A 12,692-nucleotide genomic window follows, 5' to 3' on the forward strand; every position below is an offset into this window, starting at 1 on the left:
GGCCTGATGACCGCCCGGGACCTCCCCCCATGCTTTCCCGGTCAGGTTCCGGGTACCGCCTGGGCCAGGTCAAGCTGCGGAGCGCCGGCCGGAGCGGGGGCCGGGCCCTGTCCCACCTGAACGTTTACCCAGGTTTTGATGCCGTTGCTGCCAAGGCTCAACCGGGAGAGATAGGCCCCCTCCTGGAGTCCCGCCCAGCTCAGCGTCGCCGAGGTGGCGGTTCCGTTCGGCGCCACGATGGGGTTGGGATCCACGGTAAGGTTGCCCGCGTCGCCGGCGAAGGTCACAGCCTGGACCGAAGCGGTGGCCGGGCCATTGTCCGGCGTGGCGTACAGGTTGGCCACCACATAGTAGGTGCCGGCCCGCGGAGATTCCAGGTCCAGGAATTCACTGGCCGATGCCGTCGCCACCTGGGTGGGGGTCAGCCCGCCCGACGCGTTCGGTGCGTAAACCACCATGTCCCAGTCGACGTCGTTCGACTGCGCCTGGATGCCCAGCCGCGCAAACGAGGCACCGGCCGGCACCTTGACCTGGAGCACGGCGTTGTGCGCGTCGTTCGTCGGAGCGTACTCGCCCGGGGTCTTGGTAATGGCGGTCTGGCTCAGCGGCGCCAGGCCCTCCACGCCGACAGCGATAGGGCTGTCGGAGCCCGAAACGAGCTCCATGGAGCCGCTGCCGGTGCCTGTGGCCGAGCTGAAGGAGAACGACGGGGCAATCTGGGCATCAACCGGCCGGACGGCGATGGGTGACGTCACCGTCCGGGGCCCCTTCCAAGTGAGGCTTCCCGTGCTGAACTTGCCCACCGGTGCGCTGGCGTTCCGGATGGTGACGGTCACTTCACGCGTCTGGCCGGCCTTGGCGAAATTCAGCGCCTTGGGTTCGACGTTGACGTTGAAGCCCGGCATGTTCACCTCGGGGTGGTACATCCCCGGCACCAGTGCGGTGACCTTGCGCTTCACCTGCACTTCTCCCACCAGGCTTCCCAGCGCGATGGAAGGCAGGTTGAGGTCGCGGGCGGCAATGCTGCCCGCCTGCGGGGCACCAGTTTCAACACCCTGGCCGTTCAGGAAGCCCAGCCAATCCTGGATTCCCGAGTCGTAAACCAGTCCGGGATCAAGGACGCGGGTGGAATCAATGTGGCCGGCGCCGCCTTGGAACGGGTCGGCGTTGGGCGAACCATCGGCATTGACCAGCGGGTAGGCGGTGGTCATCATGGCGGACTTCACCATCGCAGGGGTCCACTTGGGCTGCTTGCTGAGGACCAGGGCACCGAAACCGGCGATGTGCGGTGCGGCCATGGAGGTGCCGGACATGAATCCGAACTGGTCACCGTCGTTGCCGATCGTGGAGACACCCGCCAGGACATTGACGCCCGGAGCAGAAATATCAGGCTTGAGCAGGTCACCGCCGGATGCCAGGGTGGGGCCGCGGGAAGAGAACCCTGCGATCTGCGGTGCCGCGGCCGGAGGCAGGCCGGTCAGGTCGCCCTTGACCAGGCTGACAGTGAGCGCCGGGTTGGCTTCCAGCTTGGATTTCAGTTCCAGGCTCTTGGGGGCGTTGACGTGGACGGTGGCGACAACGTGGTTGTCGGCGTCCTCTGAGCTGCTGGTGAGGTTCACCAGGATCATGCCCACGCCGCCCTTGTCCAGGACTTCCTGGCTCTTGGCGGTCCGGTCGATAACGCCGCGGTCGCAGACCACAACCTTGCCGGCCACCTTCGCGGCATCGAGGGTACCCGGGCCGCAAAGGTTGGGGTTGGCGGCGCCCGGGGCTGCGGCGGCCGCAGCGAGGACGGCGGGCTTGTCCGCCACTTCCGACTTCATGATGGAAGCACCCCGGTACAGCGATCCGTCGGAGACCTTGACGGTTCCCAGCAGGTCGCTGGGGAAGGTGGAAGCAGCCACCGTGGTCAGCCAGGGTGAGGCATGGTTCACGGTGGAGGCTGCAGGACCGGAGTTGCCGGCCGAGGCCGAAACGAACACACCGGCGGCGGCAGCGTTGAGGAATGCCAGCGCCACGGGATCGGTGGTGCTGTTGTTGTTGCCGGAGATGGAGTAGTTCAGGACATCGACGCCGTCCTTGATGGCTGCGTCCACGGCTTCAACTGAGGCTGAGGAGTAGCAGCCGCCGGTGTCCGGGTTGGTGTCCTCCCAGCAGATTTTGTACACGGAGACTTTGGCGGCAGGGGCAACGCCGGAGCTCTTTCCGAAGCTGGCTCCGTCGATCACCTGCTCGACGTTGGCGTTGCCGGCTGCCGTGGTGGCGGTGTGGGTGCCGTGGCTGCCAACATCCACCGGGGAAATCTGCTCTTGCGGTGCCCGGTTGCCGGGTGCGACGTACTGCAGGAAGGAATCGGCGAAGTAGCGGGCACCGATGACCTTCGAATTGCAGAGCGAGCCGTCAAATGAGGCTCCGGTGCCTTGGCCTTTTTGGCATTCGCCTTCGAAGGTGCTGCCGTCCGCCTTGAGCATGGCAATCCTGCCGTCGCCGGTGCGGTAGGGAACGCCCACCTGGGGGTCACCCTTCAGCGGCTTCACCGGTTCGCCCTGCAGGAATGGGTTGTCCGGGGCGTAACCGGAGTCGATGACGCCTACAACAACGCCCTTGCCGGCATTGGCCTGCCCGCCGAACTGCTTGGCCCACGCGCCGTCCGGGCCGGTGAGTTTGAGGAAGTCCGTGGTGGTGTAGTCAGGCTTGTTTTCGACGTCGGGCGCCACCACCAGGACGCGGCTGTCCTTGGACAGGGCTGCCGCCTGCGTCGCGGTCAGCTGGGCGGTGAATCCGTTCAGGGCCGCGGTGTACTGCTTGGCGGGGCTGATGCCCTGGGCCGCTGCGACGTCACGCTGCTGCTTGCGCAGGTGGGCATCGTAGGCCTGGTAGTTGGGACTGCCGGCGTCGAGCTTCCTGCCCTGCTGTGGCTTTGTGGCTCCCAGTCCGGCAACTCCCCCTTCGTACGCGGCAGCAGCGGGACCAGCGAGTACCACGATGTACCGGCCGTCCTTGAATTGAGTGTCCTTTGCGGTGGAGGAGGCGTTCTCCGCACCCTGGCCGCCGGGTGCCGCGGACGCGGGACCCACTGCCAGGGAGCTAAGGAGAAGGGGCAACCCGACAGCCAGCGCGGCCGCCTTCCGGAGTCCCCCAGCCCGCGAGGGGCTCTTTCCAGTTGATTTCACGTGCAACCCTTTCACGATGTACCGCCCAGCCTTGGTGGGCAGCCCTGACGACTGGAACTGCAGAGGGAATTACAGGTTTTGTAATTTGCTGAGACCAGACTGTTCACAGAGTACAGACTGAGAGCGCGATATGACATAGGGCACATCCGGGAAATTTTCGCTTGTCAAACCGGTGGGCTGCGGGCACGCAAGGCATCGAAACGGGCACGGAAAAGGGCGCCCTGAAGGACGCCCTGGCAAGGAGTCAGGATGGCGGGAGCTGTTACTGGCGGGGAGTTCGCACCACGTCGCTGATCCACTGCCTGGTCTTTTCATCCACGGGGCCGGTCACCCGTGTCTCGCGGGCCATGCGGTCCGCCTTTATTTTCTGAAACACCATTCTGCCCAGGCCGGCGAACACCGCCGCAGCAACCACGGGCAACAGCACGGACTTCGAATTCTCAGCCATCCAGCAATCCTAGTGAAGGCCCTCCGGCAACTCCAGAACCCCGCCAACAGCGTCCCCGGGTCCCGGTCCTTACCGGCCTCCCCGCTGCCCAAAACCGCCGAATGCAAAGGGGTGCGCCCGGCCCGGTAGAATGATAGGGCAAGCTCGCGGAGCGCCCGACCTCATGGTGAACCAATGCAGGTGACCAACTGTCCCCAACACCCCGGTACGCCGTGAGACGGCACCACTCCGCTGCGCCCTTACCCAAGCTCACGCACAGGAGTTGCCGGATGCCCCGGATCGTTGTTGACGTCATGCCCAAGCCCGAGATTCTGGACCCGCAGGGGAAGGCGATCGTCGGCGCGCTCCCCCGGCTGGGCTTCACCAGCTTCAGCTCTGTCCGCCAGGGCAAGCGTTTCGAACTGACGGTCGACGGCGAGGTGACCGAAGACATCCTGGCCCAGGCCCGTGATGCCGCAGCGACCCTCCTGTCCAACCCGGTGATCGAGGACGTCGTCAACGTCGAGGTCGTCGAGGCCTGAGATGACTGAACTTCCCCTGATCGGCGAAGCCGTCGCCGTCGCCGCGGAGCCGCGCCTCGCCGGCGCCCGGATCGGCGTCGTCACCTTCCCCGGCACTCTTGACGACCGCGACGCTGCCCGCGCCGTCCGCCTCGCCGGCGGCACCGCCGTCGAGCTCTGGCATGGTGACAGCGAACTTGGTGACGTGGACGCCGTCGTCATCCCCGGTGGCTTCTCCTACGGTGACTACCTGCGTGCCGGTGCCATTGCACGCTTTGCCCCGCTGATGTCCAAGATCATCGACGCCGCCAACAGCGACGCCAAGCTGCCTGTCCTCGGCATCTGCAACGGCTTCCAGATCCTCACCGAGTCGCACCTGCTGCCCGGTTCGATGATCAAGAACGACCACCTGAAGTTCCTCTGCACGGACCAGGTGCTGCGTGTGGAGAACAGCAACACCGCATGGACGCTGGATTATGAGGCGAGCCAGGAGATCACCATCCCGCTGAAGAATCAGGACGGCCAGTACATCGCGGACGAGAAGACCCTGGACGCCCTTGAGGCCGAGGGCCGCGTGGTGTTCCGCTACGTGGGGTTCAACCCGAACGGCTCCCGCCGGGACATCGCCGGTATCTCCAACGCCGCCGGCAACGTGGTGGGCCTCATGCCGCACCCCGAGCATGCAGTGGAGCCGGGCTTCGGTCCTGAATCGCTGGACGGCATCGGCGGGTCCGACACCGACGGACTGGGTTTCTTCACCTCCGTACTGAACAAGATTGTGGGAGGCGACAAGTGACCACGGACACCACCAAGAAGTTCAATATCGACACCGTCGAGAACGCTGCCAAGACGCCGGACACGGAGCTGCCCTGGGCCGAACTCGGCCTGAAGCAGAACGAGTTCGACGAGATCGTCAAGGTCCTGGGCCGCCGCCCCACCGGCGCGGAACTTGCCATGTACTCCGTCATGTGGAGCGAGCACTGCTCCTACAAGTCCTCAAAGAACCACCTGCGCCAGTTCGGCCAGAAGGTCACCGAGGAAATGAAGAAGGACATGCTGGTGGGCATCGGTGAAAACGCCGGCGTGACCAACCTCGGGGACGGCTGGGCCGTAACCTTCAAGATCGAATCGCACAACTCGCCGTCGTTCGTTGAGCCCTACCAGGGCGCTGCGACCGGCATCGGCGGCATCGTCCGCGACATCATCTCCATGGGCGCCCGTCCCGTTGCCGTGATGGACCCGCTGCGCTTCGGCGCCATCGACCACCCCGACACCGCGCGGGTCATGCACGGTGCAGTGGCCGGCATCGGCGGCTACGGCAACTCCCTGGGCCTGCCGAACATCGGCGGCGAAATGGTGTTCGACTCCGTCTACCAGGGAAACCCGCTGGTCAACGCCCTCGCCGTGGGCGTAATGCGCCACGAGGACATCCGCCTGGCCAACGCCTCCGGCAAGGGCAACAAGGTGGTCCTGTTCGGTGCGCGCACCGGCGGCGACGGCATCGGCGGCGCCTCGGTGCTGGCCTCCGAGTCCTTCGACGACACCAAGCCCTCGAAGCGCCCCGCGGTGCAGGTGGGCGACCCGTTCGCCGAGAAGGTGCTCATCGAGTGCTGCCTGGAGCTGTTCAAGGGCTCCCTGGTGGAAGGCATCCAGGACCTCGGCGCGGCAGGCATCTCCTGCGCCACCTCTGAACTGGCCTCCAACGGCGACGGCGGCATGCAGGTTGAGCTGACCTCCGTGCTGCTGCGTGACCCCACGCTGACGCCGGGCGAGATCCTGATGTCCGAGTCGCAGGAACGCATGATGGCCGTCGTCACGCCGGAAAACGTGGAAGCGTTCGAGGCCGTGATGGACAAGTGGGCCGTGGAGTACTCCTGGCTGGGCGAGGTGACCGACACGGGCCGCCTGATCATCACCTGGGAAGGCGAGGTGATTGTCGACGTCGATCCCCGCACCGTGGCACACGACGGCCCCGTCTACGACCGCCCGTTCGCACGCCCCGAGTGGCAGGACGCCGTCCAGGCTGACACCTTCACCGGTTCCGTGCAGGACGCCGGCCGCCCGGCCGCTCCGGCTGAGCTCGCTGCCGCAGTAACCGAACTCGTGGCATCGCCGAACATGTGCTCCAAGTCCTGGATCACCAACCAGTACGACCGGTACGTGGGCGGCAACACCTCCATGGCGTTCCCCGACGACGCCGGCGTGGTCCGCGTGGACGAGGAATCCGGCCTGGGCGTTGCCCTCGCCACCGACGCCAACGGCCGCTACACCTACCTGGACCCGTACCACGGCGCCCAGCTGGCGCTGGCCGAGGCCTACCGCAACGTAGCCACCGCGGGCGCCATCCCCATGGCCGTCAGCGACTGCCTGAACTTCGGCTCCCCAGAGGACCCGGACGTTATGTGGCAGCTCGCCGAAGCCATCCGCGGCCTGTCCGACGCCTGCATGGTGCTGGGCATCCCGGTCACCGGCGGCAACGTCTCGCTCTACAACCAGACGGGCACCACGCCCATCCACCCCTCCCCCGTGGTGGCGGTCCTGGGCAAGCTCGACGACGTCGCGCGCCGCACGCCGTCGGGCTGGCGTGAGGACGGCCAGGCCATCTACCTGCTGGGCACCACGGGCGCCGAGCTGGACGGTTCCGAATGGGCCAACATGCGCGGACACCTGGGCGGCCAGCCGCCCAAGGTGGACCTCGAAGCCGAACGCGCGCTGGGTGAGATCCTGATCAACGCCTCCCGCGACGGCATGATCGACTCCGCGCACGACCTCTCCGAAGGCGGCCTCGCGGCTGCCCTGGTGGAGTCCTCACTGCGCTACGGCGTGGGTGCCCGGATCGCACTGCAGGACGTCATGGACCGGGACGGCGTGGACCTGTTCACGGCGCTCTTCTCCGAGTCGCAGGGCCGCGCCGTTGTGGGCGTCCCGCGCTCCGAGGAAGTCCGCTTCACCGACATGTGCACCGCCCGCGGCTTCGCCCACACCCGCATTGGTGTGGTGGATGCAGCAAGCGGCAAGTTGGAGATCAACGGCGTGGAGGGCCTGTCCCTGGACGCCCTCCGCGAGGCCCACGAAGGGACGCTGCCGAAGTACTTCGGCTGATCCCCACCACCACCCTCGCCTCGCAAGCTCGGCCAGGGAACCCTGGCGGCGTGGGCCCACCCATCGGTTGCTCCGTACCTGTCGTTTTGACCTCTCAGAACGACAAGTGCGGAGCAACCGATTTTTAATCACCCCGCCGCCACCCCGCCTGAATCAAAGCCGTCCGGATTTTGACGACGGCGGGCTTGGCGTCGTTGAGCATGTGGCGCTTCGAGATCCGGACTTCGGTCCAGCCCAGCGCGGCATAGCGTTCCGACCGGTCGATGTCCCGGACGATCTGCCCCTCTTCGCCGTGGTGTTCGCCCTCGTATTCGATGCCGATCCGGTACTTCCGGTAACTCAGGTCCGGCTCAGGCTGCCGAGATCCATCCCCCGAAATGATGGGCACGTTCAGCTCGGGTTCAGGCATGCCTGCCCGAACCAATGCCAGTCGAAGCAGGGTTTCCTGGGGTGAGTCCGAGCCCACGCGGATCAGCTCTATGGCCTCTTTGGCCTTTCGGAGTCCCCGCTTGCCTTTATGCCGGTCGATCATGCGCTGAAGGTCAGCGATGGAGCAGAGCGGCATGTCCCGGCCCTCGAGCTCCGGCCGGGGCACGCGGACACAGCTGTCACCCATGGCCACGATTTCATCCACGGACAGTATTTCCGCCATGTCGAGCCAGGTGCGCTCAGGGGTGGTGACGGGAAGTCCGTCCACCAGCATCACCTCGTCCTCGAAGAGCTTCATCCGGTGGACGATGACGTACGGGCGCGCAAGATGCGCTGCGCCTTCGGGCCGGATGAGGTGGTAGACCTCGAGGCTTTCGGTCTGCCGGCGCTGCGGCAAGCCAATGAGCTCCGCGGCGGTTAAATGCGATGCGGCGCATCGCTCGTTGACTTCGATAAAAGGCCGGACCCGCACGCTTAAGGGAAGTGCCGCCGTCGCGCCTTCCATCCTGATGCCTCGTCCGAAGCGCTCCAAGGAACCGTGCCGCCAGCGGCGCGGCGATATTCCGGCGAGCGAGGCGTCAACGAGGGTGAAGGGACGGCCGCGGAGTTCCTCCGGTAATGGGCGTGGGGTCTTCATCGGTCCATAAGACCAAAATCGGGCAAAGACCGCAGAAGTTATCCACACCCCTCATCGATTGCTGAGTAGATGTCTTTTTGGGGCATGAAAACGACACCTGCTCAGCAATCGATAAGGGTTAGTCCTCGCTGTGAAGCTCGCGCTGGCGGACGCTGAGCAGTTCGATCTCCGGCCTGTCCGCCACGAAGCGTTCGACGGCGGCCAGCACCTCCACGAGGTGCCCACGGTCGGCTGCCACCAGGCCAACACCGAGCTGGGTGCGCCGGTACTGACTGTGGTCCCCACCTCGGCCACGGAGATCTCAAAGCGGCGTTTGAGCTCAGCCAGGAGGGGCCGCACCACAGAGCGTTTCTCCTTCAGGCTGTGCACGTCGCCCAGGAGGATGTCGAACTCACTCCACCCAATCCACATGCTTCATGCTATCGAGTGCTCCGTACCTGCCGTTTAGGACGGTCAGAACGACAGGTACGGAGCAATCGATGGGGGTTAGATGCTGAGCTCGCCCATCAGGTCCCAGCCTTCGCCGTCGAGCTGGCGGCTGATAATCCGGGGCGTTTCGGCGAGCACCTGCGGCATGTCCGCCATGGCCTTCTTGAAGTGGTCACTGTTGACGTGGTCCCCTGCGGCGTCGTCCTTGAACGCCTCCACCAGGACGAACTCGTTGGGATCATCCACGCTGCGCGACCAGTCGAACCACAGGTTGCCCGGCTCCTCCCGGGTGGCCCGGGTGAAGTCGCCCACCAGATCGAGCCAGCGCTCCGACCATTCAGGCTTGACCTTGAACTTGACGACGATAAAGATCACTGGGACGTTCCTTCCGCGGCGAGACTGCGTGCCCCTTCAATGTACCGGGAAGTAACGTAGCGCTGCGCCGCACGGGTGACTATGCCGCCGGCGGCATAGAACCAGTTGGCAGGCTTGCTGAAGGCGCGGATCCTCAGCCACACCTCCCCGTGGTTGTTGATCTCCACCTCGAAGGATTCCTCCCCCAGGGCAGGATGCCCCGGCAGGGTTCCGTAACCAAAACCCGCGGACTGGGGAACACCCTCCGGCGCAGGCTCCCGCGCCCACACCACTTGGCAGGGCGCGGGCAGGCGGAAGGGGCCGACGCCGAATCCGCTCACCACGTGCGCCCCCGGCACAGCCCTTGGCGAATCGGCGCGGACACGCAGCCCTGCCCGCCGCTGCAGTTCCCAGCCGAGGATGCCGTCCGCCACCCGCCGGTAGACGTCCAGTCCGGTGCCAAGGCGCGCTTCCTCCAGGACGCGGCCATACCCCTGCGGGACGCTGCCGTGTTCCGTGCCGCCGATTCCCGGATAGCTGAGCTTTCCCGCGTCAGTCATTGCCGCCTGCCCTTTCGAGGCGTGCCCACCCCAGTTGCTCCTGCTGCTTCCGGCTCAAGCCTGAGACCACAAGATCGTACGAGTCCTCCACCATGTCACGGACCATCCCGTCCGGCAGCGAGCCGTCGAGGCGCACGCCATTCCAGTGGGTCTTGTTCATGTGCCATGCTCCGGTGATCGCAGGGTGCACCGCGCGCAGTTGCACGGCCAGGGCCGGTTCGCACTTCAGGTTCACGTAAAAGTCGCGTTCGTCCATGGAGGACAAGGCAAACAACTTGGCCTCGTGGCGGGCTCCGCCGGCAACGTGGGCCCGTACCTTGAACACCGAGGTCTCCGGCCCGAACGGAAAATCCTCATAAGCTCCCGGAAACGAAAGGCAGATCTCCCGCAGCGCACTTGGGTCCATAAGGGAAGCCTATAAAGCGGACCTGCGCGGTGCTAGTCTGCGAGGATGTCACGCGACCAGGGAGCCATACCTGTTCTGGATCTAGGTTCCGCACGGCAGCCATACGGCACCTTCAGCCCGGAATTCATCGAACAGCTGCGGCACGCCACCCACGACGTGGGGTTCTTCCAGGTGACAGGCTACGGTGGCAGGCCGGGCCAGGCCGAAGAGCTCCTGGACATCGTCCGCCGCTTCTTTGACCTTCCGCTTGAGGAGCGGATGAAGCTGGACAACCGCCTGTCACCCCACTTCCGTGGGTACACACGCATGGGCACGGAGGTCACCCAGGGCCGTGCGGACGCCCGTGAGCAGATCGACTATTCACCGGAGCGCCAGCCGGTGAAGGACTATCCGGACGATCAGCCCTACTGGCTCCTGCAGGGCCCCAACCTTTGGCCTGATGAAGCCTTCCCCGAACTGAGGCCTGCTGCCATGGAATGGGCGGAGCTGATGTCCGGGGTGGGCATGGAACTGTTGAGGGCCATCGCCGTTTCGCTGCAGCTGCCCGAAGACTACTTCGACGAACCCTTCCGGGATTCACCGGCCTGGATGGGCAAGCTGGTGCACTACGTGGGCGGCGTGGTGGAGGCGGCCGGGGACCAGGGTGTGGGTTCGCACGCGGACTACGGCTTCGTGACCCTCCTGCTGCAGGACGACGTGGGCGGCCTGGAAGTGCTGCCGCCCGGCACCAGCGAGTGGCTGCCTGTGGAGCCCCTTCCGGGAGCGCTGGTGGTGAACCTTGGCGAGATGCTTGAAGTTGCCACGGAGGGTTACCTTGCAGCAACCATCCACCGCGTCCAGGCGCCGCCGCCCGGCGTCGACCGTTACTCAGTGCCGTTCTTCTGGTCGCCCCGGCTTGACGCGGTCATCGAACCCGTCCCGCTGGCTCCGGAACTGAAGGCGGCAGCCCGGGGCATCACGGACGATCCGGATAACCCGCTCCTGGCATCCTTCGGCCTCAACATGCTCAAGGGCCGGATGCGGGCCCACCCGGACGTGACCGAACGGCACTATCCGGACCTGATGAAGCGTTAAAGGTTGTATTTCCAGGCGAGCTGCGCGGGGCAGGCGTTCATCACCACATCCAAACCGGCAGCCTTGGCGCGTTCCGCCGCCGCCTCGTCGAGGACCCCCAACTGCAGCCACACAGCTTTCGCCCCCACGGCTATGGCCTGGTCCACCACGCTGCCCACCTTCTGCGAGTTCACAAAGCAATCCACGACGTCGAGGGGCTGCTTTTCCGGCGGGATGTCGCCGAGGGTGCGGTAGCCGGTTTCGCCGTGGACGGGGTCGCCGGGCAGGTTGACGGGGATGATTTCCATGCCGAGCCGGTCGCGGATCATCAGCGACACATCATAGGCGGAGCGCCACTCATTGGTGGTGAGTCCGACGATAGCCCAGCGGCCCTTGGTTCGCAGAAGGCGTTCGATGACTGCAGGATCGTTCGTGTGGCCCATGGCAACAGACTACGCTTCCGCCCAAGCAGCAGGCATTCATCGAATAAAAGAACGATGACTAGAGGCCGAAGGAGGTGTGAAGGAATATTACGCAGCTGCAGCGAGAGTTTGCTCTCGCAGATTCATTGCTGTGTAGTGGTCTTTGACCATCCCGAGCGGCCGAGAGACCTGGATCGATGACGCCGCAGCAACCCTGGTCGCCGGACGCTCCCCAACAGCCCCGGTGATAGCAAGGATTCCAGCCACGGGCGTCCGGAACTGACCACTCCGGCGAAGGCTGCCTCCGTAGGGTGCTACTGCCAGGACCGATGGAGTGATCCTATGACTGCAGTTTTGTCGCCCCTGCCTGCCGGGGCCGGCGCCGCCACCTCCGCCCATGCCCCTGCCCTTCCGGTGTCCTTCCGGGGCCTGCGCCGCACGTTCGGCGCCGGCTCCGCAGCCCGGACCGTCCTGCGGGACGTGACCTTTGATGTTGCAGCCGGCGAAGTACTCGCCATCCTGGGGCCCTCCGGTTGCGGAAAATCCACGCTCCTGCGCGCCACGGCCGGCCTGGACCACCCCAGCGCCGGCTCCGTCATCATCGAGGACACCCCCGTGCACGGCATCGACCCGCGCTGCGCCTTCGCATTCCAGGAACCCCGGCTCCTGCCCTGGCACACGCTGCAGGCCAACGTGGCCATCGGGCTGCCGGCCGGATGCAGTGCAAAGGAGGGCAAGGCCAAGGTGGCCCGGCTGCTGGAACTCGTGGGGCTGGAAAACTTCGCCAAGCACCGCCCGCGCGAGGTGTCGGGCGGGATGGCGCAGCGTGCGTCACTGGCGCGCGCGCTGGCCCGGAACCCGGGCGTCCTGCTGCTCGATGAGCCCTTCGGCGCCCTCGACGCCCTGACCCGGATCAAGATGCAGGACCTGCTCCTGGAGATCCACCGGGCAGAGCCCACCACCGTCCTGCTGGTCACCCACGACGTGGATGAAGCCCTCCAGCTCGCAGACCGCATCATCGTGCTTGGCCCCGATGCTGCCGGAGAGGGCGCATCGATCGCCAGGACTGTTGAGGTACCCGGCAGCCGTCCCCGCGGGCGCGCCTCAGCCGAACTCGCCCTCATGCGGGCCTCCCTGTTGGAAACGCTCGGCGTGGACGGGCACTGATCCCGCTGACGG

Annotated in this window: 12 protein-coding genes and 1 pseudogene; 5 read left to right on the top strand and 8 right to left on the bottom strand. The window is 65.8% G+C overall.

Going from position 1 to position 12,692, the window contains the following annotated elements; genetic code table 11:
* Positions 1–41 precede the first annotated feature (41 nt).
* Both QFZ60_RS17650 and QFZ60_RS17655 read right to left on the bottom strand, forming a co-directional pair.
* Positions 42–3,173, bottom strand: a complete 3,132-nt coding sequence (locus tag QFZ60_RS17650; RefSeq protein WP_307092171.1) for a S8 family serine peptidase — start codon at positions 3,171–3,173, stop codon at positions 42–44.
* 262 nt (positions 3,174–3,435) lie between these two features.
* Positions 3,436–3,621: a hypothetical protein gene (locus QFZ60_RS17655; protein ID WP_142119656.1), complete on the bottom strand. Its 186-nt coding sequence runs from the start codon at positions 3,619–3,621 to the stop codon at positions 3,436–3,438.
* A gap of 269 nt (positions 3,622–3,890) precedes the next feature.
* Between QFZ60_RS17655 and purS the strand changes: the two genes are divergently transcribed.
* From purS to purL, 3 genes are read left to right on the top strand one after another with little or no spacing between them, the layout of a single operon-like run.
* Positions 3,891–4,142 (top strand): phosphoribosylformylglycinamidine synthase subunit PurS, encoded by a 252-nt coding sequence (gene purS / locus QFZ60_RS17660; RefSeq protein WP_050056479.1) that lies wholly within the window; start codon positions 3,891–3,893, stop codon positions 4,140–4,142.
* A gap of 1 nt (position 4,143) precedes the next feature.
* Positions 4,144–4,917 (top strand): phosphoribosylformylglycinamidine synthase subunit PurQ, encoded by a 774-nt coding sequence (purQ, locus tag QFZ60_RS17665; RefSeq protein ID WP_307092174.1) that lies wholly within the window; start codon positions 4,144–4,146, stop codon positions 4,915–4,917.
* On the top strand, positions 4,914–7,223 hold the full coding sequence (purL, locus tag QFZ60_RS17670; protein ID WP_307092176.1) for a phosphoribosylformylglycinamidine synthase subunit PurL: 2,310 nt from the start codon (positions 4,914–4,916) through the stop codon (positions 7,221–7,223). Before purQ ends, purL begins: the two co-directional genes overlap by 4 nt.
* 124 nt (positions 7,224–7,347) lie before the next feature.
* Here the strand turns inward: purL and QFZ60_RS17675 are convergent, their stop codons facing one another.
* From QFZ60_RS17675 to QFZ60_RS17695, 5 genes and pseudogenes are all read right to left on the bottom strand, one after another.
* Positions 7,348–8,289, bottom strand: a complete 942-nt coding sequence (locus tag QFZ60_RS17675; RefSeq protein WP_307092177.1) for a hypothetical protein — start codon at positions 8,287–8,289, stop codon at positions 7,348–7,350.
* 118 nt (positions 8,290–8,407) lie between these two features.
* Positions 8,408–8,700, bottom strand: a pseudogene (locus QFZ60_RS17680) (DUF503 domain-containing protein).
* 75 nt (positions 8,701–8,775) lie between these two features.
* Entirely contained in the window at positions 8,776–9,093 is a 318-nt protein-coding gene (locus QFZ60_RS17685) for a putative quinol monooxygenase (RefSeq protein WP_307092179.1), read from the bottom strand.
* The gene (locus QFZ60_RS17690) at positions 9,090–9,632 is read right to left on the bottom strand and encodes a DUF1990 family protein (protein ID WP_307092180.1); all 543 of its coding nucleotides are present in this window, start codon (positions 9,630–9,632) and stop codon (positions 9,090–9,092) included. Before QFZ60_RS17690 ends, QFZ60_RS17685 begins: the two co-directional genes overlap by 4 nt.
* Positions 9,625–10,038, bottom strand: coding sequence for an MmcQ/YjbR family DNA-binding protein (locus QFZ60_RS17695; protein ID WP_142119635.1), 414 nt, complete (start codon positions 10,036–10,038; stop codon positions 9,625–9,627). The genes QFZ60_RS17690 and QFZ60_RS17695 overlap by 8 nt, the downstream gene beginning before the upstream one ends.
* A 45-nt stretch (positions 10,039–10,083) precedes the next feature.
* Here QFZ60_RS17695 and QFZ60_RS17700 point away from each other — a divergent pair, with 45 nt between their 5' ends.
* The gene (locus tag QFZ60_RS17700) at positions 10,084–11,112 is read left to right on the top strand and encodes an isopenicillin N synthase family oxygenase (RefSeq protein ID WP_307092182.1); all 1,029 of its coding nucleotides are present in this window, start codon (positions 10,084–10,086) and stop codon (positions 11,110–11,112) included.
* Here the strand turns inward: QFZ60_RS17700 and QFZ60_RS17705 are convergent.
* A complete protein-coding gene (locus QFZ60_RS17705) occupies positions 11,109–11,534 on the bottom strand; it encodes a CoA-binding protein (protein WP_307092183.1) in 426 nt (141 codons plus the stop codon). The genes QFZ60_RS17700 and QFZ60_RS17705 overlap by 4 nt on opposite strands.
* Before the next feature lie 321 nt (positions 11,535–11,855).
* Here QFZ60_RS17705 and QFZ60_RS17710 point away from each other — a divergent pair, with 321 nt between their 5' ends.
* Positions 11,856–12,680, top strand: a complete 825-nt coding sequence (locus tag QFZ60_RS17710; RefSeq protein WP_307092184.1) for an ABC transporter ATP-binding protein — start codon at positions 11,856–11,858, stop codon at positions 12,678–12,680.
* Positions 12,681–12,692 lie beyond the last annotated feature (12 nt).

The organism is Arthrobacter sp. B2I5 (assembly GCF_030816735.1).
GTDB lineage: Bacteria > Actinomycetota > Actinomycetes > Actinomycetales > Micrococcaceae > Arthrobacter.

What these genes read in the sequence shown, in the direction of transcription:
- QFZ60_RS17705 (WP_307092183.1), bottom strand. Translation starts at nt 11,534, where the DNA reads ATGGGCCACACGAACGATCCTGCAGTCATCGAACGCCTTCTGCGAACC.
- QFZ60_RS17675 (WP_307092177.1), bottom strand. Translation starts at nt 8,289, where the DNA reads ATGAAGACCCCACGCCCATTACCGGAGGAACTCCGCGGCCGTCCCTTC.
- QFZ60_RS17695 (WP_142119635.1), bottom strand. Translation starts at nt 10,038, where the DNA reads ATGGACCCAAGTGCGCTGCGGGAGATCTGCCTTTCGTTTCCGGGAGCT.
- QFZ60_RS17655 (WP_142119656.1), bottom strand. Translation starts at nt 3,621, where the DNA reads ATGGCTGAGAATTCGAAGTCCGTGCTGTTGCCCGTGGTTGCTGCGGCG.
- QFZ60_RS17710 (WP_307092184.1), top strand. Translation starts at nt 11,856, where the DNA reads ATGACTGCAGTTTTGTCGCCCCTGCCTGCCGGGGCCGGCGCCGCCACC.
- QFZ60_RS17690 (WP_307092180.1), bottom strand. Translation starts at nt 9,632, where the DNA reads ATGACTGACGCGGGAAAGCTCAGCTATCCGGGAATCGGCGGCACGGAA.
- QFZ60_RS17700 (WP_307092182.1), top strand. Translation starts at nt 10,084, where the DNA reads ATGTCACGCGACCAGGGAGCCATACCTGTTCTGGATCTAGGTTCCGCA.
- purQ (WP_307092174.1), top strand. Translation starts at nt 4,144, where the DNA reads ATGACTGAACTTCCCCTGATCGGCGAAGCCGTCGCCGTCGCCGCGGAG.
- purS (WP_050056479.1), top strand. Translation starts at nt 3,891, where the DNA reads ATGCCCCGGATCGTTGTTGACGTCATGCCCAAGCCCGAGATTCTGGAC.